Below are 25,603 nucleotides of genomic sequence, written 5' to 3'. Positions count from 1 at the left end.
ATGATGACTGACTGGGCGCGACCAGCCGTCGCGACGCGCTTGTGCTTGCTTACACATTGGAACGATGGGAAAGATACACACTCACTATGACAACCTGAAGGTGGCGCGCATGGCGCCGCAGGAAGTCATACGTGCCGCCTACAAAGCGCTCAGCCAGAAATACCATCCCGACAAGAATCCCGGCGACGAGAAGGCCGCGCGCATCATGGCCATCCTCAACAGCGCCTACGGCACGCTGGCCGATCCGCAGCGCCGCAAGGAACACGACGAGTGGATCGCCGCCGAGGAGTGGGAGATCAATTGGCTGGAAAGCACCCACCAGGACGAGCACCGCCACGACGCCGCGCCGCCCGGGGAGGCGGCGGCCGCGCCGGCGCCGCTGTGGCGCGCCTGGAGTTGGTGGCTCAGCCTGGCGTTGTGCCTGGCGCTGGGCTGGCTGGGGGCGATGCTGATGCTGCAGCGCGGCGAGGCGGCGCCGTGGGGCGCGTCCGCGCGCGGCGCCGGCGCGGCCGGGCCGACGCCCGCCGCCAAGGCCGAGCCGAAGGACGAGGCGAAGGACGCGGCGGCGGTCGACCGCTGGGCCGTCGGCAAACCCTATGCGCCCGAGCCGGCCGCGCCGCGGCCGGCCGACATCAAGATCATGGCGGTGTCGCAACTGGTGCTGCCGGCCGCCGCCAGCGCCGCGCCGGCCTGCGACGCCGACCCGCGCGCGCAGACGGCGCCGAACGGCGAGCCGTGGCCGCGCAAGTCGGGTTACCTCGACGGCTTCCCGGTCGCCAACAAGGGCGCGGAGCTGCAACTGACGCTCGACAACGGCAACAACGACGTCCCGGTGTTCATCAAATTGTACGACCTGGAGCGGCGCTCGAACGTGCGCTACCTGTTCATCCTGGCGCACGAGAAGCTCGTCGTCGACCAACTGGCCTTCGGCAAGTACGAGGTGCGCTACCAGGAAATCGCCCAGGACGGCGGCGGCTGCGACAAGGCGGCCGCGCAATAGGCCGGCCGCGGGGCCGGTCTAGGCCGCGATGGTGTCGCTCAAGCCCATCTCGTCGCTCGACATCAGCTTGTCGATGTCGATCAGGATTAGCATGCGCTCGTCGATGGTGCCCAGGCCGATCAGGAAGTCGCTGCTGAAGGCGGCGCCCATTTCCGGCGCCGCCTTGACCTGGTCCGGCGTCAGCGTGGTGACGTCGGAGACGCTGTCGACCACCATGCCGGCGATGCGCCCGCCGATGTTGAGGATGATGACGACGGTGAACTGGTCGTACACCGGCGTGCCCAGCTTGAACTTGATGCGCATGTCGACCACCGGGATGATGATGCCGCGCAGGTTGATGACGCCCTTGACGAAGTCGGGCGCGTTGGCGATGCGCGTGACCTGCTCGTAGCCGCGGATTTCCTGCACCTTCAGGATGTCGATGCCGTACTCTTCGGAGCCGAGCGTGAAGGCCAGGTATTCCTGGCCGGCGATGTCCTTGCCCGGGCGCGCCTGGGACGCGGCGGATGCGCTTTCTTGCATAGTGTGGTGTCCTTGTAAAAAACGCCGGTGGGGGCGTCGCGCCGGCGCCGCCGGCGCGGCTGGCTCATGGTTGTAAAAGGGTAGCAGAGTATCCAGCATATTACGAGGCCGGCGGCGGCGCTTTGCGAAAAAATAGGCGGCGCCGCGCCAGTTCGGCCGCGCGCGCGCCGATCCAATAGAATGGGGGTTGTAACCCTGACAAAATCTGATTATGCTGGGGTGCCAGAGCGTGCAGTCGCAGACGCCGCGTTCACCCCTAAGGAGCAGTGATGACCGACCCCAACGCCGCAGACGAGAACTGGCTGCTTGACGAGGACGACGAGCAGCAAAAGCCAGTCGGTCTGGCCGCGCCGGACCAACGCCTGTGGCGCGTCTTGATCGTCGACGACGACGTCGACGTGCACGCGGTGACCCGGCTGGCGCTGCGCAACGTCAGCTTCAAGGGCCGCGAGCTGGAGCTGTTTTCGGCCTACAGCGGCAAGGAAGCCTTCGAGATCCTGCGCGACACCGCCGACATCGCGCTGGTGCTGCTGGACGTGGTGATGGAAACCGACGACGCCGGCCTGATCCTGGCCAAGCGCATCCGCGCCGACTTGAACAACGCGATCGTCCGCGTGGTGCTGCGCACCGGCCAGCCGGGCCAGGCGCCGGAGCAGCGCGTCATCATCGAATACGACATCAACGACTACAAGGCGAAAACCGAGCTGACCACGCAGAAGCTGTTTACCACGGTGATCTCGGCGCTGCGCGCCTATGAAAGCCTGATGATGCTCGAGCGCAGCCGCATCGGCCTGGGCAAGATCCTGGCCGGCGCCACCAATCTGTACCAGATCCACTCGCTGCGCGAATTCGCCTCCGGCGTGCTGAACCAGGTCAGCGCCATCCTCGACGTCGGCGCCGACGGCGTGCTGTGCCTGATGCAGGGCGGCACCGGGGTGCCGACCGTGGTCGCCGCCACCGGCGGCTACGCCGCGCTGGCCGACGCCGAGCGCCTGCCGCCCGAGCATCCGCTGGCGCCGACCATCAACAAGGCCTTCGCCGAGAAGTGCAGCCAGTTCGAGCACCCGGCCAACGTGCTGTTCATCCACACCGAGGGCGACCGCGAGCTGGCCATCTCGGTCACGCCGCCGTGGCCGCTGGCGCAGATCCAGCGCGACCTGCTCGAAGTGTTTTGCCAGCGCATCGCCGCCGCCTTCGACAACCTGTATATGTTCGGCCAGCTGCGCAAGGCGCAGGAGGCGACCGTGGTGGCGCTGGCCGACCTGGCCGAGTTCCGCGACGGCGACACCGGCGGCCACGTGCGCCGGGTGCAGGCGCTCTCGAGCGCCATCGCCGGCGTGCTGCGCGCGCGCGCCGTCTACGAGGACGAGGTCACGCCGCAGCTGGTCGACATGATCGGCCTGGCCAGCATCCTGCACGACGTCGGCAAGGTCGCCACGCCGGACCGCATCCTGCTCAAGCCGGGCCCGCACACCGCCGAGGAGCGGGCGCAGATGCAGTTGCACGCGCGCGTGGGCCAGACCATCCTCGAGCGCGCCGCCGGCATGGTCGACGGCGTCAGCTACCTGAGCTACGGCGCGCAAATCGCCGGCAACCACCACGAACACTTCGACGGCGCCGGCTATCCGCAGGGCTTGAAGGGGCGCGCCATCCCGGTGGCCGCGCGCATCGTCGCCGTGGTCGACGTCTTCGACGCGCTGCTGCACGAACGCCCCTACAAGGAACCGTGGCCGTACCCGCAGGTGCGCAGCTATATCGAGGAGCGTTCCGGCACGCAGTTCGACCCGGAGGTGGTGGCGGCGCTGGCGCATCTGATCGACGGCGAACCGGCGCTGTGGCATCCCGAGCGCCAATAGGTCGCTACCGGTCCCGGCCATGACGGAAAATGCAGCCGGGCGCGGCGCGCTCCTATACACTGGAGGGGAGGGCGCCGGCGCGGCGCCGGCGGCTTTTTCGGAACCGATGACATGAACCAATTCAAGGGCCTGAGCGCGCTGATCGTCGAGCCGCACCCGGGCATGCGCGCCAGCCTGCACAATATGCTCAACCTGTGCGGCCTGGCGCGCATCGACGACGCCGCCAACTCCAGCCAGGCGATCCGCCAGCTCGGCGTCAAAAGCTTCGACCTGATCCTGTGCGAATACGACCTCGAGGGCGGCCAGGACGGCCAGCAATTGCTGGAGGACCTGCGCCACCACAAGCTGATCCACGCCACCACGATGTTTATCATCGTCACCGGCGAGGGCAGCTTCGACAAGGTGGTCAGCGCGGTCGAACTGGCGCCCACCGACTATATCCTGAAACCTTTCACGGCCGATAACATGCTCGAGCGCATAGGCCGCGCGCTCGACAAGCGCAACGCCTTGCTGCCGGTGTACCAGCGTATCGAGCTGGGCGACGAGCGCGGCGCCATTGCCGCCTGCGTCGGCGCCGCCGTCGCCGCGCCGCGCTACGCCACCGACTTCCTGCGCCTGCGCGCCGAGCTGCACGTGCTGCTGGGCGAGCCGGCCGAGGCCGAGCCGATTTACGCCGAGCTGTACAGCGGCAAGGCGATCGGCTGGGCGCGCCTGGGCCAGGCCCGCACGTTGTTCATGCGCGGCCAGTTCGAGCAGGCCCGCGAGATGCTCGAGTCGCTGCTGGAACACAACAAGAAATTCCTCGACGCCTACGACTGGCTGGCCCGCACCCACGAGGCGCTGGGCCAGCCGGCGCGCGCCCAGGCGGCGCTGAGCGAGGCCGTGGCCCTGTCGCCGCACGCGCTGCGGCGCTTGCGCCGGCTGGGCCAGGTGGCGCTGGAGGCGGGCGACGTCGACGCCGCCGAAAAGGCGCTGAAGCAGGTCGTCAGCAAGGCCAAGTACTCCGAATTCCGCGACCCGGAGGACCACGCGCGGCTGGTGCAGAGCCTGGTGCTGAAGGGCGACCCGGTGCAGGCGGCGGCGGTGATCCGCGACCTCGACAAGTCGATGGCGGGGCAAAAGAACAGCGGCCTGTGCAGCGCGGTCGCCTCGGCCATGCTGCACGAGTTCACCGGCAACGAGGCGCGCCTGGGCGAGTCGCTCGACGCCGCGCTGGCGGCCTGCCGCCACAGCGTGGGCGTGTCGAGCGGCCTGAAGATCGAACTGGCGCGCAACTGCCTCGACAACGGCAAGGAGGACGGCGCCGCCGACGTCATGCGCGACGTCATGCGCAACGCCGGCAGCAGCGCCGAGATGGCCCGGGCGATGGCGGTGTTCGAGAACGCCGGCCGCGCCGAGTTGGCCGTGGCGCTGGCGCACGAAAGCCGGCAGCAGGTGGCCGACATGGTCGCCGCCGGCGCCGCCAAGGCCAAGGAGGGCGACTTCCGCGCCGCCGTCGACTTGATGGTGGAAGCCGCCGTGACACTGCCCGACAACCCGCAGGTGGTATTCAACGCCGCCGTCGCGGTGCTCAAATGCTTGGAAAACACCGGCTGGGAGGAGCGCCTGGGCCAGCTGGCGCTGGACTACATCGGCGCGGTGCGGCGGCTCGACCCGCTCAACGCCAAGCTGCCGGCGCTGGCCGGGCTGCACCAGCAGATTTTGCAAAAATACAACATCCGCGCCGGCCGCTGGCGCGACGCCGGCGCCGGCGCGTAGCTCGGGTTGGCCGGAACGGCGTAACCCGGTCGGCGGCGGCGCGGCGTCGAATCGCGCGTCCGCCCCGGCGGCCCCCGCGTCCGACCTACCATATCGAACGGGAGTCACGCCTATGTTTACAGCTTCATCCAGCGGGTCCGGCGGCGCCGAGCGTCCGGTGCGCGGCCAGTTGCTGCACAAACTCTGCGGCGACGAGGGCCTGTTCGCGCTCGGCGCCTCGGTCGCGCGGGTGGTGCAACTGGCCTCGTCGGACGACGAGGGGACGCAGAGCCTGGCCTATTACGTGTTGTCGGACGTGGCGCTGACGCAAAAGATCCTGCGCCTGTCGAACACGCCGACCTACCGCACCGCCAACGGCACCGCCGTGACGACGATTTCGCGGGCGATCTCGCTGTTGGGCTTTAACAACGTCAAAACCACCGCGCTGGCGATGCTGCTGGTCGACACCCTGCTCAACAGTAAGCACGCCCACAGCGTGCGCGCCGAACTGGAGGCGGCGCTGTGCGCCAGCCTGCTGGGGCGCGAGCTGGCGCGCCTGAGCTTTTACCAGGGCGCCGAGGAAGCCTCGATCGGCGCGCTGTTCAAGAACATCGGCCCGCTGCTGATCGCCTCGCAGGAGCACGAACGCTTCCGCGAGATCTGCGCGCTGGTCGCGGCCGGCGAACACAACCAGAGCCAGGCCTCGCAGATGATATTGGGCAGCAGCTACGACGTGCTGTCGGCGGCCGTGCTGCGCGAATGGAAGATCCCCGACGTCATCGTCCGCTCGCTGAGCACGCTGCCACCGGGTCCGCAGAAGCTCGCCGTCAACCGCCAGGAGTGGATGCGCCAGGTGGCCACGTTCAGCATCGACGCCGCCAAGCTGCTGGGGCGGCCGGGCGAAGCGGCCGAGACGCCGGAGGCGCGCGCGCTGCTGGCGCGCTTCGGCGTGGCGCTGGCGGTTGACCAGGCGCTGCTGCGCAAGCTGTTCGAGACGGTGCGCGCGGAAATGGCCAGCCTGCTCGAAAGCATGAACCTGGCGCCGCAGGCGGAAGACGACGGCGAGGGCGGCCTGCCCAACGTGCTGGTGCTGGCGACGATGGACGCCGGCGACGCCGGCAAGGACGCCGCCTATCCGAGCGGCAAGCCGACCAACGCCCGCGAACTGTTGCTGGCCGGGGTGCAGGAGGTGACGCAGATGCGCGCCGGCGGCCAGTGCAAGATGAACGAGCTGATCCAGACGGTGCTGGAGACGCTGTACCGCAGCATGGGCTTCCGCTACGCCACGGTGTGCCTGAAGGACGCCAGGAGCGGCCTGTACCGCGCGCGCCTGTCGTTTGGCGAAAAGCACGCCGAGCGCCAGGCCGGCTTCCAGTTTCCGATCGCCCCGGTCAACGACCTGTTCCACCTGGCGATGGAAAACGAGGCCGACCTGATGATCGCCGACGCCGGCGCGCAAAAGATCCGCGACCTGCTGCCGCCGTGGCACCGGGCGCTGCTGCCGGACGCCCGCAGCTTCATCGTGCTGCCGCTGGTGGTGCAGTCGGTGCAACTGGGGCTGTTCTACGCCGACCGCATCCACCCGGCGCCGGAGGGCGTGCCGCCGGACGAGGCCTCGCTGATCCGCGCGCTGAAGGGGCAGGTGCTGGTGGCGCTGACGCCGTGAGCGAGGTGTCGTAGGTCGGGCCAGGCCCGATGGGCTAAGCCGGCCTGCGAAAAGCCGCGCAAAAAAGAAATAGTAATATTTTTAATCTTGCCCTTGCAGATTCGCCGAACCGAGGCTTATAATCACGCCCCGAAGCAGCCAACTTCTTCTTACTCCGCGGCAGCATCAGCGGAGTTGGTTGACAGATGTGTTTGAATGCTTCATACTCTGCGGTTCCTCGCGGAGGGGTGGCCGAGTGGTTAAAGGCGGCAGACTGTAAATCTGCTCACTATGTGTACGCTGGTTCGAATCCAGCCCCCTCCACCAAGTTTTTGCAAGGCAGACTGAGTAGTGGAAGTGAACGATACTCGCGGGTGTAGCTCAATGGTAGAGCAGAAGCCTTCCAAGCTTACGACGAGGGTTCGATTCCCTTCACCCGCTCCAGTGCCCTTCAGATGCTCGGTTTGCATCGCGCGCATGACAAAGCCCTTGTAGCTCAGTGGTAGAGCACTCCCTTGGTAAGGGAGAGGCCACGTGTTCGATCCACGTCAAGGGCACCAGAATTCGTAGTATCAGCAACAGAATAGCAACAGCAGCATATTCAACCAGACCGTCGGGCGTGTGCCTGAGCAATCTAATCAAATCATTAGGAGTTCAAAATGGCAAAAGGTAAATTCGAACGGACCAAGCCGCACGTCAACGTCGGCACCATTGGCCACGTCGACCACGGTAAAACCACCCTGACGGCTGCTATCGCAACCGTGCTGGCGAAGAAATTCGGCGGCGAAGCCAAAGCATACGACCAGATCGATGCGGCACCGGAAGAAAAAGCGCGCGGCATCACCATCAACACCGCCCACGTCGAGTACGAAACCGCAGCGCGCCACTACGCTCACGTTGACTGCCCAGGCCACGCCGATTACATCAAAAACATGATCACCGGCGCAGCGCAGATGGACGGCGCGATCCTGGTGTGCTCCGCAGCCGACGGCCCAATGCCGCAGACCCGCGAACACATCCTGCTGGCCCGCCAAGTTGGCGTTCCATACATCATCGTGTTCCTGAACAAATGCGACCTGGTCGATGACGCCGAGTTGCTGGAACTGGTAGAAATGGAAGTGCGCGAGCTGTTGTCGAAATACGACTTCCCAGGCGACGACGTGCCTATCATCAAAGGTTCGGCACGTATGGCGCTGGAAGGCGTTGAGGGCGAAATGGGCGTTGACGCGGTTATGCGTCTGGCCGATGCGCTCGATACCTACATCCCTACGCCAGAGCGCGCAGTCGATGGTGCATTCCTGATGCCAGTCGAAGACGTGTTCTCGATCTCGGGTCGCGGCACCGTTGTGACCGGTCGTATCGAGCGCGGTATCGTCAAAGTCGGCGAAGAAATCGAAATCATCGGCATCACCGACACCGTCAAAACCACTTGCACCGGCGTGGAAATGTTCCGCAAGCTGCTGGACCAGGGTATGGCCGGCGACAACGTTGGTTTGCTGTTGCGCGGTACCAAGCGCGAAGACGTGCAGCGCGGTCAAGTGTTGGCCAAGCCAGGTTCGATCAAGCCACATAACCACTTCACCGGCGAGATCTATGTCTTGTCGAAAGACGAAGGCGGCCGCCATACGCCGTTCTTCAACAACTATCGTCCTCAGTTCTACTTCCGTACAACGGACGTGACCGGTTCGATCGAGTTGCCAGCAGACAAAGAAATGGTCATGCCAGGCGATAACGTGTCGATCACCGTCAAGCTGATCAACCCGATCGCCATGGAAGAAGGTTTGCGCTTCGCTATTCGTGAAGGCGGTCGTACCGTCGGCGCCGGCGTGGTTGCAAAAATTCTCGCTTAAGAATACTCTGTCCTTCCACTCGGGGTGTCCCGGGTGGTAGAATAGCGGGATTCTTCTCAAGTTTTACGTAGGGACGTAGCTCAATTGGCAGAGCGTCGGTCTCCAAAACCGAAGGTTGGGGGTTCGATGCCCTCCGTCCCTGCCACCGTTCTGGTGCAGGGCACCGAAAGTAAAAAAAGTATGTCTAATCAATCCGTGCAAACCGTTAGCACGTCGAATGACAAGATGAAAATCGTTTTGGCAGTAGTGGCCGCGATTGCAGGAGTAGTCGGGTTTTATTACCTGAACAACCAGCCAGCTCTGGTGCGCGCAGCCGCACTCGTAGCTGGTTTGGCTATTTCTGTCGGCATCTTGTGGACTTCGACGACCGGCCGTGAATTCCTGAATTTCGCCAAAGAAGCAGTGCGCGAAACGAAAAAAGTGGTGTGGCCTACACGCAAAGAAGCGTCGCAAATTACGGCTATCGTATTTGCCTTCGTTTTGGTGATGGCAATCTTCCTCTGGGGCACGGATAAGTTGCTTGAGTTTTTGTTGTACGACTTGATTCTGGGTGTAGGTAAATAAATGAGCGAAAACGTGCAAGACGATGTGCCGGGCGATGTCCCGGCATCCGATGTTGGTGCGGCACCGCTGAGCGTGCCAGTCAGCAACAAGCGCTGGTATGTCGTGCACGCCTATTCCGGTATGGAAAAAAGTGTGATGCGCGCGTTGACCGAGCGCGTCGAGCGCGCCGGCATGCAAGACCAGTTTGGCCAGATCCTGGTGCCGATCGAGGAAGTGGTCGAAGTCAAGAACGGCGTCAAGTCGGTCACCGAGCGTCGTTTCTTCCCGGGCTACGTTCTGGTTGAAATGGAAATGACGGACGAGACCTGGCATTTGGTCAAGAACACCAGCAAGGTCACCGGCTTTATCGGTGGCAAGTCGAACAAGCCGACGCCGATTCCCGCGCGCGAAATCGACAAGATCATGCAGCAAATGCAAGAGGGCATCGAGAAGCCGCGTCCGAAGACGCTGTACGAAGTGGGCGAGCAGGTGCGTATCAAGGATGGTCCGTTCACCGACTTCAACGGCAACGTCGAAGAAGTCAACTACGAGAAATCCAAGGTGCGCGTCTCGGTCACCATTTTCGGCCGCGCCACCCCGGTAGAGCTGGAATTCGGCCAAGTCGAAAAAGTATAAGTAGTGTGCGGCAAGCGCCCATCCGGAGCGTCGCAAGGTTCCGCGAAATCCGGTCAGAGGAGCCCCGCCAGGGCAACATCGGCGGGGCGCTACTACTCAATCCAAGATAGGAGCCATCATGGCAAAGAAAATCATTGGTTTTATCAAGCTGCAAGTTCCAGCTGGTAAAGCAAACCCATCCCCACCAATCGGTCCAGCACTGGGTCAGCGCGGTCTGAACATCATGGAATTCTGCAAAGCGTTCAACGCGCAGACCCAAGGCGTTGAGCCAGGCATGCCAATCCCAGTCGTGATCACCGCGTTCGCAGACAAGTCCTTCACCTTCGTGATGAAGACGCCTCCTGCAACGTACCTGATCAAAAAAGCTGCAGCGATCACCAAAGGTTCGCCGAAGCCACATACCGACAAAGTCGGTAAGTTGACCCGCGCACAAGCTGAAGAAATCGCTAAATTGAAATCGCCGGATCTGACCGCTGCCGACATGGATGCCGCAGTGCGCACCATCGCCGGTTCCGCGCGTTCGATGGGCATCACGGTAGAGGGTGTGTAATGGCTAAGTTATCCAAACGTATCAAGGCTTTCAAAGCCAAAGTCGACCGCACCAAGGCTTACGAGTTCGACAGCGCCGTCGCTCTGATCAAAGAGTGCGCTACCGCCAAGTTCAATGAATCGATCGACGTATCGGTACAACTGGGTGTGGATCCGAAGAAATCGGACCAAGTCGTCCGCGGTTCCGTCGTGCTGCCAGCTGGCACCGGCAAATCGGTTCGCGTTGCCGTGTTCGCAACCGGCGAAAAAGCCGAGCAGGCTAAAGCCGCCGGCGCCGACATCGTTGGTATGGAAGACCTGGCCGAATCGATCAAAGCCGGTAACATGCCTTTCGATATCGTCATCGCTTCGCCAGACACCATGCGTATCGTCGGTACCCTGGGTCAGATCCTGGGCCCACGCGGCCTGATGCCTAACCCGAAGGTTGGTACTGTTACTCCTGACGTCGCTACCGCCGTGAAAAACGCGAAAGCCGGTCAAGTCCAATACCGTACCGACAAATCCGGTATCATCCACGCAACGATCGGCCGCAAGTCGTTCGCTGATGCGGACCTGAAATCGAACTTGGTCGCACTGATCGAAGCGCTGAACAAAGCCAAGCCAGCATCGAGCAAGGGTGTTTACCTGCGCAAGGTCTCGCTGTCGTCGACCATGGGCGCTGGCGTCCGTGTCGACCAGGCTAGCCTGGCTGCTTAAGTAAAAAATCAAGTCCGGCCGTATCCCTGTGATACGGCCGGCGAATCTTTGGGCTGGTATCGATATGTTTTGCATATGGGTGCCAGACAATCAAAGACCGTTGGGCCAAGTGTGACAACACGTGCATGAGGTTAATCGCCGCCGCGCAAGCGGGGGCGCCCAACGCAGATGGTGTACCCGAACAAGTTTTGTAGTCCTCATGCTGCGTGAATGTAACCGCTCAGTTTTTGAACTTCTTAACTTCGGACGCCGTGTTCGAACCGATGCGAGGCGCTCAACCACTCGGTTGTGATTGCCGAACATCATTTAAGGAGGTTGACCGTGAGTCTCAATCTGAATGACAAAAAGGCCGTAGTCGCCGAAGTTTCCGCGCAAGTAGCAGCAGCGCAAACTATCGTCGTGGCCGAATATCGTGGCATCCAGGTTGGTCACTTGACGCAACTGCGTGCTAAAGCGCGTGCCCAAGGCGTATACCTGCGTGTGTTGAAAAACACATTGGCTCGTCGCGCCGTCGAAGGCACCGCGTTCGCTAGCCTCGCCGATTCCATGACCGGTCCGTTGATCTACTCGATCTCGGAAGACGCCGTTGCAGCAGCCAAAGTCATCGCTGACTTCGCTAAAACCAACGACAAACTGGTCATCACGGCAGGTAACTTCGCCGGCAAACCGCTTGATAAAGCGGCTGTCGTAGCGTTGGCTAGCATTCCTAGCCGTGAAGTCCTCATCGCGCAGTTGTTGGGCGTTATGCTGGCTCCGGTGTCGGGCTTTGCACGTGGTCTGGCTGCCCTGGCAGCGAAAAAAGATGCTGAATCCGCCGCCCCTGCCGTTGAAGCAGCCGCAGCGGAAGAAGCGCCAGTCGAAGCTTAATTGCCTCGACGCTTTTTTCTCGCAGTACCAATCTGATGTAACTTACGTAATAAATTTAGGAGTTTCAAAATGGCAATTAGCAAAGACGATATCCTGGAAGCAGTTAGCGCCATGTCCGTAATGGACCTGAACGACCTGGTTAAAGCATTCGAAGAAAAATTCGGCGTGTCGGCAGCAGCAATGTCGTCGGGCGGCCCAGCAGCTGGCCCAGCGGCCGTTGTTGAAGAGCAGACCGAATTCAACGTCATCCTGGACAGCTTCGGCGCTAACAAAGTTGGCGTCATTAAAGCAGTTCGCGAAATCACCGGCCTGGGCTTGAAAGAAGCTAAAGACCTGGTCGATGGCGCACCAAAAACTGTGAAAGAAGCAGTGTCGAAAGCTGACGCTGAAGCAGCACAGAAGAAACTGGTAGAAGCCGGCGCAACCGCTTCGATCAAGTAATAGTATTACCGGCGGCAGTTCGCGCCCGAGTCAAAGTCTGTGGTTTTCCTGTTAAAGGGAAAAACCCGGCTTTGGCTCCTTTGTCGTCTTTGTCGTATTTGTATTCGTCATGTTGTTTCGATTCAAGCCGGAAAGTAGAGCCTTGAGGTTTCGTCTGTGTCACACGCAGCCGCGATGTTGCTTCTGAGCACTTGCAAAACCTGAATTTTCTATCCTTTCTGTCACTCACGGAGTGTCCATGCACTACTCATTTACTGAGAAGAAACGCATTCGCAAGTCATTCGCGAAGCGCGCCAACGTTCACCACGTTCCGTTCCTGCTGGCGACCCAGCTCGAGTCCTATCATAGCTTTTTGCAGGAAGACATTGCACCGTCTACCCGTAAAAACGATGGCTTGCAGTCCGCCTTCACCTCGATTTTCCCTATCGTGTCGCACAATGGTTTTGCGCGCCTCGAATTCTTGTCGTACGTCTTGGGCGACCCCGCCTTTGACGTCAAAGAATGCCAACAGCGCGGACTGACCTTCGCTTCGCCGCTGCGCGCCAAGGTGCGCCTGGTGATTCTGGACAAGGAATCGCCGACCAAGCCGGTCGTCAAGGAAATGAAAGAACAAGAAGTCTACATGGGCGAATTGCCGCTCATGACGACCACCGGTTCCTTCGTTATCAACGGCACCGAGCGCGTCATCGTGTCGCAGTTGCACCGCTCCCCGGGCGTGTTCTTCGAACACGACCGCGGCAAGACGCACTCGTCGGGCAAGCTGTTGTTCTCCGCGCGTATCATTCCTTACCGCGGTTCGTGGCTGGACTTCGAGTTCGACCCGAAAGACATCCTGTTCTTCCGCGTCGACCGCCGCCGCAAAATGCCCGTGACGATCTTGCTCAAGGCAATCGGCATGTCGCACGAGCAGATCCTGGCCAACTTCTTTGTCTTCGACAATTTCAACCTGCGCTCCGAAGGCGCGGAAATGGAATTCGTCTCCGAGCGTCTGCGCGGCGAAGTGGCGCGTTTCGACATCGTCGACAAGTCGGGCAAGACGCTGGTGCTGAAAGACAAGCGTATCAACGCCAAGCACGTGCGCGATATCGAAGCGGCTGGCATCAAGCACATCTCCGTGCCTGAAGACTACCTGCTGGGCCGCGTGCTGGCCAAGAACATCGTCGACGCCGACACCGGCGAAGTGGTCGCCTCGGCCAACGACGAGCTGACCGAAGACTTGTTGGGTCGTCTGCGCGAAGCGCACATCAGCGAAATCCAGACGCTGTACACGAACGACCTGGACCAGGGCGCCTACATTTCGCAAACCCTGCGCATCGACGACACCGCCGACCAGATGGCCGCGAAAGTGGCGATCTACCGCATGATGCGTCCAGGCGAGCCGCCGACCGAAGATTCGGTCGAGGCGCTGTTCAACGGCCTGTTCTACAACTCGGACCGCTACGACCTGTCGGCCGTGGGCCGCATGAAGTTCAACCGCCGCATTGGCCGCGATGAACTGACCGGCGCCATGACGCTGTCGAACGAAGACGTGCTGGCCGTGATCAAGATCCTGGTGGAACTGCGCAATGGCCGCGGCGAAGTCGACGATATCGATCACCTGGGTAACCGCCGCGTACGTTGCGTCGGCGAACTGGCCGAAAACCAGTTCCGCGCCGGCCTGGTGCGCGTCGAGCGCGCCGTCAAGGAACGCCTCGGCCAAGCCGAAGCCGACAACCTGATGCCGCACGACCTGATCAATTCGAAGCCGATCTCGGCCGCGATCCGCGAGTTCTTCGGTTCGTCGCAGTTGTCGCAGTTTATGGATCAGACCAATCCATTGTCGGAAATTACCCACAAGCGCCGCGTGTCGGCGCTGGGACCCGGCGGTCTGACCCGCGAACGCGCCGGCTTCGAGGTGCGCGACGTGCATCCGACCCACTACGGCCGCGTCTGCCCGATCGAGACGCCCGAGGGTCCGAACATTGGTCTGATCAACTCGCTGGCCCTGTACGCCCGCTTGAATGAATACGGCTTCCTGGAAACCCCGTACCGCAAGGTCGAAGGCTCCAAGATCACCGACCAGATCGATTACCTGTCCGCCATTGAAGAAGGCCGCTACATCATCGCCCAGGCGAACGCGACCATCGACAAGAGCGGCACCTTGTCCGATGAACTGGTTTCCGCGCGTGAAGCCGGCGAAACGATCCTGGTATCCCCAGAGCGCATCCAGTACATGGACGTTGCGCCGGGCCAGATCGTCTCCGTCGCCGCGTCGCTGATTCCGTTCCTCGAACACGATGATGCGAACCGCGCTTTGATGGGTGCCAACATGCAGCGCCAGGCCGTGCCTTGCCTGCGTCCTGAAAAGGCGCTGGTCGGTACCGGTATCGAACGCACCGTGGCGGTCGACTCGGGTACCACCGTGCAGGCCCTGCGCGGCGGTATCGTCGACTACATCGATGCGGGCCGCGTCGTCATTCGTGTCAACGATGACGAAGCGACCGCCGGCGAAGTCGGTGTGGATATCTACAACCTGATCAAGTACACCCGTTCGAACCAGAACACCAACATCAACCAACGTCCTATCGTCAAGGTTGGCGACCGCGTCTCGAAGCGCGACGTCATCGCCGACGGCGCATCGACCGACTTGGGCGAGTTGGCCCTTGGCCAGAACATGACCGTGGCGTTTATGCCATGGAATGGTCTGAACTTCGAAGATTCGATCCTGATCTCGGAAAACGTCGTCAAGGACGACCGCTACACCTCGATTCATATCGAAGAGTTGTCGGTGGTTGCGCGCGACACCAAGCTGGGCGCGGAAGAAATCACCCGCGACATCTCGAACCTGGCCGAGAACCAACTGGCCCGTCTGGATGAGTCCGGTATCGTCTACATTGGCGCGGAAGTCCAGGCTGGCGACACCCTGGTCGGCAAAGTGACGCCAAAAGGCGAAACCCAGCTGACGCCTGAAGAGAAGCTGCTGCGCGCGATTTTCGGCGAAAAAGCGTCGGACGTGAAAGACACCTCGCTGCGCGTGCCTTCCGGCATGATCGGCACCGTCATCGACGTCCAGGTGTTCACCCGCGAGGGCATCGTCCGCGACAAGCGCGCCCAGCAGATTATCGATGACGAATTGAAGCGTTTCCGCCTCGATTTGAACGACCAGATGCGTATTGTCGAGGGCGATGCCTTCCAGCGTCTGGAAAAAATGCTGATCGGCAAAGTCGTCAACGGCGGCCCTAAAAAGCTGGCCAAGGGCGCCAAGATCACCAAGGAATACCTGGCCGATCTGGACAAATACCACTGGTTCGACATCCGCCCGGCGGACGACGACGCGGCGGTAGCGCTGGAAGCGATCAAGGAATCGATCAACGAGAAGCGCCACCAGTTCGACCTGGCCTTCGAAGAGAAGCGCAAGAAGCTGACCCAGGGCGATGAACTGCAACCTGGCGTGCAGAAAATGGTCAAAGTGTATCTGGCCGTGAAACGCCGCCTGCAATCGGGCGACAAGATGGCGGGTCGCCATGGTAACAAGGGTGTGGTTTCCCGTATTGTTCCCGTGGAAGACATGCCATACATGGCCGACGGCACGCCGGCCGACGTGGTGCTGAACCCGTTGGGCGTTCCTTCGCGCATGAACGTCGGTCAGATCCTCGAGACTCACTTGGGCTGGGCAGCCAAGGGTCTGGGTATCCGTATCGGCGAAATGTTGAAGGCGCACACGCAGGCCGCGGAAATGCGCAAGTACCTGACCGTGATCTACAATGAAAACGGCCGCGCCGAAGACCTCGACGCCTTCGACGACGAAGAGATCATGAAGCTGGCGGAAAACCTGAAAAAGGGCGTGCCGTTCGCGACCCCGGTGTTTGACGGCGCCAATGAAGAGGAAATCCGCCGCATGCTGGACCTGGCGTATCCAGACGACATCGCCAAGAACTTGGGCATGACACCGTCCAAGAACCAGGTGACGATGTATGACGGCCGCACCGGCGAAGCGTTCGAGCGCAAGGTTACCGTTGGCGTGATGCACATGTTGAAACTGCATCACTTGGTTGATGACAAGATGCACGCCCGTTCGACCGGCCCTTACTCGCTGGTAACGCAGCAGCCACTGGGCGGTAAAGCCCAGTTCGGTGGCCAGCGTTTCGGTGAGATGGAAGTGTGGGCCCTGGAAGCTTACGGCGCATCGTACGTGCTGCAAGAGATGTTGACTGTCAAGTCAGATGACGTGAACGGCCGTACCAAGGTGTACGAAAACCTGGTCAAGGGCGACCATGTGATCGACGCCGGTATGCCGGAATCCTTCAACGTGTTGGTGAAGGAAATCCGTTCGCTGGGTATTGATATCGACCTCGAAAGAAACTGATAACGAGAAACCCTCGACTATTGGTTTGTGATGGAGCCGCCCGGCAGGGAAACCTCGCCGGGCAACTTCGTCTCAGAAATGAAATTTAATCACCTGGAGTGATACATGAAAGCACTGCTCGATCTATTCAAGCAAGTTCAGCAAAACGAAACGTTCGACGCGATCAAAATTGGTCTGGCGTCGCCCGAGAAAATCCGTTCGTGGTCCTACGGCGAAGTAAAAAAGCCGGAAACCATCAACTACCGCACCTTCAAGCCTGAGCGCGACGGCCTGTTCTGCGCCAAGATTTTTGGTCCTATCAAGGACTATGAGTGCCTGTGCGGCAAGTACAAGCGCCTGAAACACCGCGGCGTGATCTGCGAAAAATGCGGCGTCGAAGTGACGCTGGCGAAAGTGCGCCGCGAGCGCATGGGCCACATCGAGCTGGCCTCGCCGACCGCCCACATCTGGTTCCTGAAGTCGCTGCCGTCGCGCCTGGGTATGGTGCTGGACATGACGCTGCGGGACATCGAACGCGTGTTGTACTTTGAAGCGTACGTCGTGACCGATCCCGGCATGACCCCGCTGAAAAAATGCCAGATCATGTCGGAAGACGACTACGCCGCCAAGTACGAAGAGTACGGCGACGACTTCACCGCCTTCATGGGCGCCGAAGGTATCCGTGAACTGCTGCGCTCGATCGACATCCACCGCGATGCCGAAACCCTGCGCGTGGAACTGAAGGAATCGAAGTCCGAAGCGAAGATTAAGAAATACGCCAAGCGCCTGAAGGTCTTGGAAGCGTTCCAGCGTTCGGGCATCAAGCCGGACTGGATGATCATGGAAGTGCTGCCGGTGCTGCCGCCCGAACTGCGTCCGCTGGTACCGCTGGACGGCGGCCGCTTCGCGACCTCCGACCTGAACGACCTGTATCGCCGCGTCATCAACCGCAACAACCGCCTGAAACGCCTGATGGAGCTGCGCGCTCCAGAGATCATCACGCGCAACGAAAAGCGCATGCTGCAAGAAGCGGTCGATTCGCTGCTGGACAACGGCCGTCGCGGCAAAGCGATGACCGGCGCCAACAAGCGTCCGCTGAAATCGCTGGCTGAAATGATCAAGGGTAAGGGCGGCCGTTTCCGTCAGAACTTGTTGGGTAAACGCGTCGATTACTCGGGTCGTTCCGTCATCGTCGTGGGTCCGCAATTGAAACTGCACCAGTGCGGCTTGCCGAAACTGATGGCCTTGGAACTGTTCAAACCGTTCATTTTCAACAAGCTTGAACTGATGGGCCTGGCGACCACGATCAAGGCCGCCAAGAAGCTCGTCGAGATCCAGGAACCGGTGGTCTGGGACATCCTGGAAGACGTGATCCGCGAACATCCGATCATGTTGAACCGCGCGCCAACCTTGCATCGCCTGGGTATCCAGGCGTTCGAGCCGGTGCTGATTGAAGGCAAGGCGATCCAGTTGCATCCGCTGGTCTGCGCCGCGTTCAACGCCGACTTCGACGGCGATCAAATGGCGGTCCACGTTCCACTGTCGATCGAAGCGCAGATGGAAGCGCGTACGCTGATGCTGGCGTCGAACAACATTCTGTTCCCGTCGAACGGCGAACCGTCGATCGTGCCTTCGCAGGATATCGTGTTGGGTCTGTACTACGCGACCCGCGAAGCGATCAACGCGAAGAACGAAGGGATGATGTTCCCCGACGTGTCCGAAGTGATCCGCGCCTACGACAACAAGGAAGTCGAACTGACGACCCGCGTGACCGTGCGTATCACCGAGTACCCGAAGGACGCCGAAACGGGCGAGTTCGTGAAAACGATCACCCGCTACGAGACGACCATCGGCCGCGCCATCCTGTCGGAAATCCTGCCGAAGGGCCTGCCTTTCTCGGTGCTGAACCGCGCGCTGAAAAAGAAAGAAATTTCCAAGCTGATCAACACATCCTTCCGTAAGTGCGGTCTGCGCGCGACGGTGGTGTTTGCCGACAAACTGATGCAGTCGGGCTTCCGCCTGGCAACCCGCGCCGGTATCTCGATCTGCGTTGACGACATGCTGGTACCGCCGCAAAAAGTCACGCTGATCGCGGCCGCCGAACAAGAAGTCAAACAGATCGAACAGCAATACGCGTCCGGTCTGGTCACCGCCGGCGAGCGTTACAACAAGGTCGTCGATATCTGGGGCAAAACCTCGGACGAAGTCGGCAAGGCCATGATGGACCAGCTCAAAGTCGAAGACGTGATCCGCCGCGACGGCACCAAGTCGACGCAGGAATCGTTCAACGCCATTTACATGATGGCCGACTCCGGCGCGCGCGGTTCCGCAGCCCAGATTCGCCAGTTGGCCGGTATGCGTGGTCTGATGGCGAAACCGGATGGCTCGATTATCGAAACGCCGATTACCGCGAACTTCCGCGAAGGTCTGAACGTTTTGCAGTACTTCATTTCGACCCACGGTGCGCGTAAAGGTCTGGCCGATACCGCGCTGAAAACCGCGAACTCGGGTTACCTGACCCGTCGTCTGGTCGACGTGACGCAAGATTTGGTGGTAATCGAAGACGATTGCGGCACCATGAACGGCGCGCTGATGAAGGCGCTGGTTGAAGGTGGTGAAGTCATCGAAGCGCTGCGCGACCGTATCCTGGGCCGCGTTACCGTGCACGATGTCGTCCATCCTGAAACCCAGGAAACCCTGTACGAAGCCGGCTCGCTGCTGGACGAAGACATGGTCGAGGAAATCGAACGCCTGTCGATCGACGAAGTCAAAGTCCGCACCCCGCTCACTTGCGACACCCGCTTCGGCTTGTGCGCAATGTGCTACGGCCGCGACCTTGGCCGCGGCTCGATGGTCAACGCCGGCGAAGCCGTCGGTGTGGTGGCGGCGCAGTCGATTGGTGAGCCGGGTACCCAGCTGACCATGCGTACCTTCCACATTGGTGGTGCGGCGTCGCGTGCGGCGGTGGCATCGTCGGTGGAAGCGAAATCGAACGGTACCATCCGCTTCACGGCAACCATGCGTTACGTCACCAACGGCAAGGGCGCGCAAATCGTCATTTCCCGTTCGGGCGAAGTGCTGATTACCGACGACCACGGTCGTGAGCGCGAGCGTCATAAAGTGCCGTACGGCGCGACCCTGATCGTCAAGGACGGCATGGTCATCAAGGCCGGCACCGCCCTGGCAACATGGGATCCGCTGACCCGTCCTATCATTACCGAGTACGCCGGTCTGGTGCGCTTCGAGAATGTGGAAGAAGGCGTCACCGTGGCCCGTCAGGTCGACGAAGTCACCGGTCTGTCGACTTTGGTCGCGATCGATGCGAAACGTCGCGGTTCCCTGACCAAAACGCTGCGTCCACAGGTCAAACTGTTGAACGAAGCGGGCGAAGAAGTGAAGATCGCCGGCACCGAACACTCGGTGGCGATCGGCTTCCAAGTCGGCGCGCTGATCATGGTCAAAGACGGCCAGGCGGTGTCGGTCGGTGAAGTGCTGGCGCGTATCCCTACCGAATCGCAGAAGACGCGCGATATTACCGGGGGTCTGCCGCGGGTTGCCGAGCTGTTCGAGGCGCGTTCGCCGAAAGACGCCGGTATGCTGGCGGAAGTCACGGGTACGGTTGCGTTCGGTAAAGAAACCAAGGGTAAGCAGCGTCTGGAAATCACGGACATGGACGGCAACAAGCATGAGTTCTTGATTACCAAGGACAAACAAGTGCTGGTGCATGACGGCCAAGTCGTGAACAAGGGCGAGATGATCGTGGACGGCCCGGCCGATCCGCAAGACATCCTGCGCCTGCTGGGTATCGAAGCGTTGGCGCGTTACATCGTCGACGAAGTGCAGGACGTGTATCGTCTGCAGGGCGTGAAGATCAATGACAAGCACATCGAAGTGATCGTGCGTCAGATGCTGCGTCGCGTTCAGATCGTCAACGCCGGCGACACCAACTACATCGTTGGCGAGCAGGTTGAGCGTTCGGAACTGCTGGACGAAAACGACCGTATGAACGCCGGCAACAAGATCGCCGCAACCTACGAAAACGTACTGCTGGGTATTACCAAGGCATCGTTGTCGACCGATTCGTTCATCTCGGCCGCATCGTTCCAGGAAACCACCCGCGTGCTGACGGAAGCTGCGATCATGGGCAAGCGCGACGGTCTGCGCGGCCTGAAGGAAAACGTCATCGTCGGCCGCCTGATACCAGGCGGTACCGGTCTGGCCTTCCATCGCGCCCGCAAGGAAAAAGAAGCGTGGGAAGTCGAAGAGCGCAATGCGCTGTTGCTCGCCGAGAAGGCTGCAATGGCCGGCGAAGCGGCGGAAGCCCTGCAGGACATCGAAGAGCAACAACATGGCGGCGAAGCGTAATCCAGCTTTAATCGCATAGAAAACGGCACCAGGGAGTAATCCTTGGTGCCGTTTTTTTATGCCTGAAGATATTTTGGAATCGTGGACCTTAAATCACGCGGCTTCGGCGGCGGAATCATTAAAACCCACGGCGTAATATCGGAGGTAAAGCATAAATTCGGACCTTGGCTCTTTGCCTTGGGTTGATGTTTAAAGTCGACGGCCCGCTAATGTAAGAATATCAGAATCGAACTGCGATCCTTAAAGCCATTAGGTTCTATTCGGCAGGTAGGATAGGATTTTCGCGAATAAACAAGACTTACTAGATTATATAGCGGAAGCTTTACTTGAGTATGGTTTCCATATTTCTGCTTAACGCACGAAAATATTCGCCACATCTATATGTTGTTGCTGATCCTTCTTTAACGTTGTTGAATCAACGCCCGCCTCCTTACGGGGTTCGGCGATCTCCGGCATGGTGATGACCTACGCTGCCACGATCGGCTGGAAGGTGTGGTTTCCACGCCCTGTTGGGACGTGGCGTGTAAGTCAATATTTGGCATAACTGTGCTAAGATTTGGTTCATGATTGCCCAAGCCCTCTTCACTCCAGCACAGCAAAAACTCCTCGGGCTGCTCTTCGTGCGCGTCAACGAGGGCTTCCACTTGAACGAGATTATGCGCCTGACCGGTTTGGGCAGCGCGTCGGCCCAGCGCGAGTTGCGGCGCTTGCACGACTCCGGCTTGATCACGTCCGAGCGTATCGGCAATGTGCGGCGTTTTTGGCCGAACAAGGAAAGTTTGGTGTATCCAGAGTTAAGCGGACTGGTGCAAAAGACCTTCGGCCTGATTGGCGTGCTGCATGGAACCTTGGCACCCTTGTCGAAACAGATTCGGATCGCTTTTGTTTATGGCGCAACCGCAAAAGGGCAGGATGCGGCGGGCAGTAATATCGATTTGTTGTTGATAGGCGACGATACCAATTATGGTGATTTGCTGTCTAGCCTTGCGCCTGGGGAACGGATGTTGAGGCGGAAGATTAATCCCAATCTGTATTCGATTGCCGACTTTAAACGGCGCCTGCGCGAGGAGCAGCCGTTTTTGACGCAGGTATTGCAGCAACCTAAAATATATGTTTTGGGCGACGACATCGAATTGGGGAATATCGAGCAAAGCGGCGGGGCGTTTCAAACTGAAATCGGCAAGATGCATCTCTAATTGTCGAAAATCAAAACGCCTTCAAATAGTGTTATGGTCGCGTCAGCGCTAATGTATCCTGAGCCCATGAATCAATGCGGCGGGCCGGAGGTAATTTGAAAATGACCAGGTTAGAAGCATTTGGCATCATTGTCGCCCAGGCTACGCGCGGGGAGTTGGTATTTCCAACCAGCGTCAACGCGGCCTTGCAGTTGCAACTGGCGCTAGCCGATCCGGAATGCCATATCGATACGGCGATTAAACTGGTGTTGGCCGATCCGGCATTGGCGGCGCGCACGGTGGCGCTGGCGAATTCGGCGGTATTCAATCGCGGTGGCGGAGCCGGCTTTACCGGCGTGCGGGCGGCGGTGCTGCGGGTCGGCTACCGCAATCTGTATTCATTGGTCGCTGCCATGGTGGTGCGCCAGTTCGGCAGCAAGATCGTCGATCCCAATTTGCGCATTATGGCCCAGCAGTTGTGGGAGCATACCGCCCACGTGGCGGCGTTGGCGCATGTGATCGCGCGCCGCGTCACCTTCATCGACGCCGATACCGCTTTGTTCGCCGGCATCGTACACGAGGTCGGCGGATTTTATTTGCTGTCGCGCGCCGACGAGTTTCCCGGCCTACTACAAGGCAAGCCGGAGCGGTGGATGGAGTCGGCCGAGGAGGTTATTTCACACGAGGTCATGAAACGCTTGATGATTCCCGATGCTGTGGCCGCGGCCGTCGAGGGGGTGCGCGACGGCTTGTTGGCGATTCCGCCCGATTCCCTGCTGGACACCCTGTTGCTGGCCAAGCAGTTGGCGCCGGTCGCGTCGCCCTTGCAGGCGAGTTCGCTGGAGATGCTGACGCCGTCGGAATCGGTCATCGGTTTCATCATCGATAACGAGATGCTGAAAAGCATACTGGAGGAGTCCGACGAGGAGGTCAAGTCGATGTGCGCGGCGCTGCTGGTGTAGCTTCAAACCAAAGGCGGCGGGGGGCAGACCCCAAGGGTCCGGCCCCCCGCCGGCACGCGTTACGGGTGCATGACGACTTTGATGCATTGTTCCTGCTTGTTCATGAAGATGTCGTAGCCGTGCGGCGCGTCGTCGAGCCGCAAGTGGTGGGTGATGATGACCGACGGGTCCAGCTCGCCCTTTTGTATCCGCTCCAGCAGCGGCGCCATGTAGCGCTGCACGTGGGTCTGGCCGGTTTTGATGGTCAGCGAACGGTTCATGACGGCGCCGAAGGGGATTTTGTCGCTGAAGCCGCCGTAGGCGCCCGGCACCGAAACCACGCCGCCGTTGCGGCACGCCAGCAGCGCCTCGCGCAGCGCCGTCGGGCGGTCCGTTTCCAGCCGCACCGCTTGCTTGACCCGGTCGTAGGCGTAGGCAGCGCCGGCGCCGTGCGCCTCCATGCCGACGGCGTCGATGCAAGCGTTGGGGCCGCGTCCGCCCGTCATCTGCTTGAGCGCGTCGAGCACGTCGACCTCGTCGAAGTTGATGGTCTCGGCGCCCGACTGCTCGCGCGCCATGCGCAGCCGTTCGGGGTAGTGGTCGATGCCGATCACGCGTTCGGCGCCGAGCAGGTAGGCGCTCTGGATCGCGAACTGGCCGACCGGGCCGCAGCCCCAAACGGCGACGACGTCGCCCGGCTCGATGTCGCAGGCCTCGGCCGCCATGTAACCGGTGGGTAGAATGTCCGATAGAAACAACACCTGTTCGTCCTTCATCCCGGCCGGTATGGGTAGCGGGCCGACGTCGGCGTACGGTACCCTGACGTACTCGGCCTGGCCGCCGGCATAGCCGCCGGTCAGGTGGGAATAGCCGAAAATGCCGGCCGGCGAGTGGCCCCACAGTTTTTCCGCCATGTAGGCGTTCGGGTTGGAGTTTTCGCACACCGAGAACATTTTTTGTTCGCAAAAAAAGCAGCGGCCGCAGGCGATGGGAAAGGGCACCACCACACGCTCGCCCACGCTCAAGTTGTCGACGCCGGCGCCCAGCTCGACCACCTCGCCAATGAATTCGTGGCCGAGGATGTCGCCCTGCGCCATCGTCGGTACCACGCCGTTATACAGGTGCAAGTCCGAGCCGCAGATGGCCGTCGAGGTGACTTTGATGATCGCGTCGCGCGGGTTCAGAATGCTCGGGTCCGGCACCTGTTCGACGCGCACGTCTTGCTTGCCGTGCCAGCAGTTCGCTTTCATGGTCGCACCTCTTTGTTGAACAGGCGCGCAAGGAAGCTGCGCCGTCCACTAGGCTGGCCGTTGGTGGTGGCGATTTCCCCCGTTTCAATCAATTGCTTGAAGCGGCGCAGGTCTTCTTCGATCTGTTGCGACGGCTCTTCGCCGAACAGTTTGGCGGCGACCGCGCCCACCTTGCCGGCCGGTGGATCGTAGCGCATGCCGACCGTCAGCACGGTGCCGCGCCCGCCCGGACCCGGCAGGAATTCCACCACGCCCTCGTTGGCGACGTCGGCGCCGTCGACCGAGCGCCAGGCCAGGCGCTGGCCCGGCACGTCCTCGGTGATGTCGGCGTCCCACTCGACGCTGCTGCCGGCCGGCCCCTTGGCCTTCCAGTGCGAGCGGCGTTCGTCGATGCGCTGCACCGATTCGAGGTGCTGCATGAAGCGCGGCAGGCGCTCCAGGTCGCGCCAGAACTGGTAACACTCGTCGGGCGAGCGGTTGATGCTGACCGTCTGCGTCACCGGCATGCCGGCACCGCCGGCCAGCGCCGTGGCGCGGTACGGCTGCCGGGCGGCGCTGCGCACGCCGGCCATCACGTCCAGCGCCGCCACACCGGCCACCACCGCGGCGGTGGCGGCCAGGCGCCCGCGCGCGCTGCCCGGCGCGCGCGTGGCCACGCCCAGCATCAGCAGGTCGGCGGCGTCGCCGGCCACGCGCGACCAGCGCCATGTCGGCGAGTCCGGCTGGTTCAGCAGGCCGACGCCGCAGACCAGTTCCCGCACGCCCATGGCGCGCATCATCAGCGGCGAGGGCGGCAGGCCGGCCGCCTTGGCGACCGCGCGCGGCGCCAGCAGGTGGGCCACGCCGACGCCGATGCTCAGCCAGCCAAGCGCGGTCGCCAGCTGGTTGCCGCGTTGCCCGGCGGCGCCGCGCTGCTCGTCTGCATGGCCGGCGCCGCGCCGCGAGGGCGCCGCGTGCGCTTCGTGTTCGCTGTCGGCGTCGTCGTCCGGCATTTCGGACGAGGTGGGGAATTGCCAGGAGCCGGGCCGGCTCCGGCTTGACGGGGAATGTTCGGTGATGTTTGGCATGATGTCTCCCGGCGCACGCCGCGGTCCCGCCGCGCAAGCGCCAATCGTTGAATGGTCATATCGTTTAGGCCCGTGGTGGCCGCGACAGTTCCGTCGCCGGCATGGGAAACGTGCCGCGCCGGCCCGGTTCTGCGCTAGA

At 61.3% G+C, this 25,603-nt stretch carries 18 protein-coding genes and 4 tRNA genes; 19 read left to right on the top strand and 3 right to left on the bottom strand.

All coding sequences use genetic code 11. From position 1 onward, the window contains the following. The first annotated feature begins 64 nt into the window (after nt 1–64). Nucleotides 65–1,000 carry a J domain-containing protein gene (locus JANGC3_RS29575; protein WP_051068326.1) on the top strand — a complete coding sequence of 312 codons (936 nt, stop codon included), beginning with the start codon at nt 65–67 and terminating at the stop codon, nt 998–1,000. Between the two features lie 18 nt (nt 1,001–1,018). Here JANGC3_RS29575 and JANGC3_RS0118135 read toward each other — a convergent pair whose 3' ends face one another. Further along, nucleotides 1,019–1,522 (bottom strand): chemotaxis protein CheW, encoded by a 504-nt coding sequence (locus JANGC3_RS0118135; RefSeq protein ID WP_017877906.1) that lies wholly within the window; start codon nt 1,520–1,522, stop codon nt 1,019–1,021. Between the two features lie 269 nt (nt 1,523–1,791). On the opposite strand from JANGC3_RS0118135, the gene JANGC3_RS0118130 reads away from it, so the two are divergent. From JANGC3_RS0118130 to JANGC3_RS0118045, 18 genes are all read left to right on the top strand, one after another. After that, nucleotides 1,792–3,378 (top strand): DUF3369 domain-containing protein, encoded by a 1,587-nt coding sequence (locus JANGC3_RS0118130; protein ID WP_017877905.1) that lies wholly within the window; start codon nt 1,792–1,794, stop codon nt 3,376–3,378. Nucleotides 3,379–3,489: 111 nt separating this feature from the next. Then, a complete protein-coding gene (locus JANGC3_RS0118125; RefSeq protein WP_017877904.1) occupies nt 3,490–5,136 on the top strand; it encodes a response regulator in 1,647 nt (548 codons plus the stop codon). A 112-nt stretch (nt 5,137–5,248) separates the two neighbouring features. Beyond that, complete coding sequence (locus tag JANGC3_RS0118120; RefSeq protein WP_051068325.1) at nt 5,249–6,781, top strand: HDOD domain-containing protein; 1,533 nt, start codon at nt 5,249–5,251, stop codon at nt 6,779–6,781. A gap of 221 nt (nt 6,782–7,002) precedes the next feature. Further along, nucleotides 7,003–7,087 (top strand) — tRNA-Tyr (locus JANGC3_RS0118115). Between the two features lie 43 nt (nt 7,088–7,130). After that, nucleotides 7,131–7,204, top strand: a tRNA-Gly gene (locus JANGC3_RS0118110). 41 nt (nt 7,205–7,245) lie between these two features. Beyond that, nucleotides 7,246–7,320: transfer RNA gene (locus JANGC3_RS0118105), tRNA-Thr, on the top strand. 99 nt (nt 7,321–7,419) lie between these two features. Then, nucleotides 7,420–8,610, top strand: a complete 1,191-nt coding sequence (tuf, locus tag JANGC3_RS0118100) for an elongation factor Tu (RefSeq protein ID WP_017877864.1) — start codon at nt 7,420–7,422, stop codon at nt 8,608–8,610. A 69-nt stretch (nt 8,611–8,679) separates the two neighbouring features. After that, nucleotides 8,680–8,755 (top strand) — tRNA-Trp (locus tag JANGC3_RS0118095). 35 nt (nt 8,756–8,790) lie between these two features. After that, the gene (secE, locus tag JANGC3_RS0118090; RefSeq protein WP_026133146.1) at nt 8,791–9,174 is read left to right on the top strand and encodes a preprotein translocase subunit SecE; all 384 of its coding nucleotides are present in this window, start codon (nt 8,791–8,793) and stop codon (nt 9,172–9,174) included. Further along, the gene (gene nusG / locus JANGC3_RS0118085; protein WP_017877902.1) at nt 9,175–9,789 is read left to right on the top strand and encodes a transcription termination/antitermination protein NusG; all 615 of its coding nucleotides are present in this window, start codon (nt 9,175–9,177) and stop codon (nt 9,787–9,789) included. It abuts the gene before it with no gap. Nucleotides 9,790–9,907: 118 nt separating this feature from the next. Beyond that, nucleotides 9,908–10,339: a 50S ribosomal protein L11 gene (gene rplK / locus JANGC3_RS0118080; RefSeq protein WP_017877901.1), complete on the top strand. Its 432-nt coding sequence runs from the start codon at nt 9,908–9,910 to the stop codon at nt 10,337–10,339. Beyond that, nucleotides 10,339–11,034, top strand: coding sequence for a 50S ribosomal protein L1 (gene rplA / locus JANGC3_RS0118075; RefSeq protein ID WP_017877900.1), 696 nt, complete (start codon nt 10,339–10,341; stop codon nt 11,032–11,034). The genes rplK and rplA overlap by 1 nt, the downstream gene beginning before the upstream one ends. 321 nt (nt 11,035–11,355) lie before the next feature. Next, nucleotides 11,356–11,901, top strand: coding sequence for a 50S ribosomal protein L10 (gene rplJ / locus JANGC3_RS0118070; RefSeq protein ID WP_026133145.1), 546 nt, complete (start codon nt 11,356–11,358; stop codon nt 11,899–11,901). Nucleotides 11,902–11,970: 69 nt separating this feature from the next. Further along, nucleotides 11,971–12,342: a 50S ribosomal protein L7/L12 gene (gene rplL, locus JANGC3_RS0118065; RefSeq protein WP_017877898.1), complete on the top strand. Its 372-nt coding sequence runs from the start codon at nt 11,971–11,973 to the stop codon at nt 12,340–12,342. Between the two features lie 238 nt (nt 12,343–12,580). Beyond that, complete coding sequence (gene rpoB, locus JANGC3_RS0118060; protein ID WP_026133144.1) at nt 12,581–16,687, top strand: DNA-directed RNA polymerase subunit beta; 4,107 nt, start codon at nt 12,581–12,583, stop codon at nt 16,685–16,687. A gap of 105 nt (nt 16,688–16,792) precedes the next feature. Beyond that, nucleotides 16,793–21,031 (top strand): DNA-directed RNA polymerase subunit beta', encoded by a 4,239-nt coding sequence (rpoC, locus tag JANGC3_RS0118055; protein WP_017877896.1) that lies wholly within the window; start codon nt 16,793–16,795, stop codon nt 21,029–21,031. A 563-nt stretch (nt 21,032–21,594) separates the two neighbouring features. Further along, nucleotides 21,595–22,227 (top strand): hypothetical protein, encoded by a 633-nt coding sequence (locus JANGC3_RS0118050; RefSeq protein WP_017877895.1) that lies wholly within the window; start codon nt 21,595–21,597, stop codon nt 22,225–22,227. 101 nt (nt 22,228–22,328) lie between these two features. Next, nucleotides 22,329–23,168 (top strand): HDOD domain-containing protein, encoded by an 840-nt coding sequence (locus JANGC3_RS0118045; RefSeq protein WP_026133143.1) that lies wholly within the window; start codon nt 22,329–22,331, stop codon nt 23,166–23,168. A 59-nt stretch (nt 23,169–23,227) separates the two neighbouring features. Here the strand turns inward: JANGC3_RS0118045 and JANGC3_RS0118040 are convergent, their stop codons facing one another. Continuing rightward, a complete protein-coding gene (locus JANGC3_RS0118040) occupies nt 23,228–24,397 on the bottom strand; it encodes a zinc-dependent alcohol dehydrogenase (protein WP_017877893.1) in 1,170 nt (389 codons plus the stop codon). Next, nucleotides 24,394–25,464: an SRPBCC family protein gene (locus JANGC3_RS0118035; RefSeq protein WP_157406725.1), complete on the bottom strand. Its 1,071-nt coding sequence runs from the start codon at nt 25,462–25,464 to the stop codon at nt 24,394–24,396. Before JANGC3_RS0118035 ends, JANGC3_RS0118040 begins: the two co-directional genes overlap by 4 nt. Nucleotides 25,465–25,603 lie beyond the last annotated feature (139 nt).

It is taken from the genome of Janthinobacterium sp. CG3, assembly GCF_000344615.1.
Taxonomy (GTDB): Bacteria; Pseudomonadota; Gammaproteobacteria; order Burkholderiales; family Burkholderiaceae_D; genus Janthinobacterium.
The sequence above is the reverse complement of the archived record's forward strand: the minus strand, read 5'-3'. Positions and strand labels throughout refer to the sequence as shown.

Coding starts and splice junctions, on each gene's coding strand:
- JANGC3_RS29575 (WP_051068326.1), top strand. CDS start 65: ATGGGAAAGATACACACTCACTATGACAACCTGAAGGTGGCGCGCATG.
- JANGC3_RS0118135 (WP_017877906.1), bottom strand. CDS start 1,522: ATGCAAGAAAGCGCATCCGCCGCGTCCCAGGCGCGCCCGGGCAAGGAC.
- JANGC3_RS0118130 (WP_017877905.1), top strand. CDS start 1,792: ATGACCGACCCCAACGCCGCAGACGAGAACTGGCTGCTTGACGAGGAC.
- JANGC3_RS0118125 (WP_017877904.1), top strand. CDS start 3,490: ATGAACCAATTCAAGGGCCTGAGCGCGCTGATCGTCGAGCCGCACCCG.
- JANGC3_RS0118120 (WP_051068325.1), top strand. CDS start 5,249: ATGTTTACAGCTTCATCCAGCGGGTCCGGCGGCGCCGAGCGTCCGGTG.
- tuf (WP_017877864.1), top strand. CDS start 7,420: ATGGCAAAAGGTAAATTCGAACGGACCAAGCCGCACGTCAACGTCGGC.
- secE (WP_026133146.1), top strand. CDS start 8,791: ATGTCTAATCAATCCGTGCAAACCGTTAGCACGTCGAATGACAAGATG.
- nusG (WP_017877902.1), top strand. CDS start 9,175: ATGAGCGAAAACGTGCAAGACGATGTGCCGGGCGATGTCCCGGCATCC.
- rplK (WP_017877901.1), top strand. CDS start 9,908: ATGGCAAAGAAAATCATTGGTTTTATCAAGCTGCAAGTTCCAGCTGGT.
- rplA (WP_017877900.1), top strand. CDS start 10,339: ATGGCTAAGTTATCCAAACGTATCAAGGCTTTCAAAGCCAAAGTCGAC.
- rplL (WP_017877898.1), top strand. CDS start 11,971: ATGGCAATTAGCAAAGACGATATCCTGGAAGCAGTTAGCGCCATGTCC.
- rpoB (WP_026133144.1), top strand. CDS start 12,581: ATGCACTACTCATTTACTGAGAAGAAACGCATTCGCAAGTCATTCGCG.
- rpoC (WP_017877896.1), top strand. CDS start 16,793: ATGAAAGCACTGCTCGATCTATTCAAGCAAGTTCAGCAAAACGAAACG.
- JANGC3_RS0118050 (WP_017877895.1), top strand. CDS start 21,595: ATGATTGCCCAAGCCCTCTTCACTCCAGCACAGCAAAAACTCCTCGGG.
- JANGC3_RS0118045 (WP_026133143.1), top strand. CDS start 22,329: ATGACCAGGTTAGAAGCATTTGGCATCATTGTCGCCCAGGCTACGCGC.
- JANGC3_RS0118040 (WP_017877893.1), bottom strand. CDS start 24,397: ATGAAAGCGAACTGCTGGCACGGCAAGCAAGACGTGCGCGTCGAACAG.
- JANGC3_RS0118035 (WP_157406725.1), bottom strand. CDS start 25,464: ATGCCAAACATCACCGAACATTCCCCGTCAAGCCGGAGCCGGCCCGGC.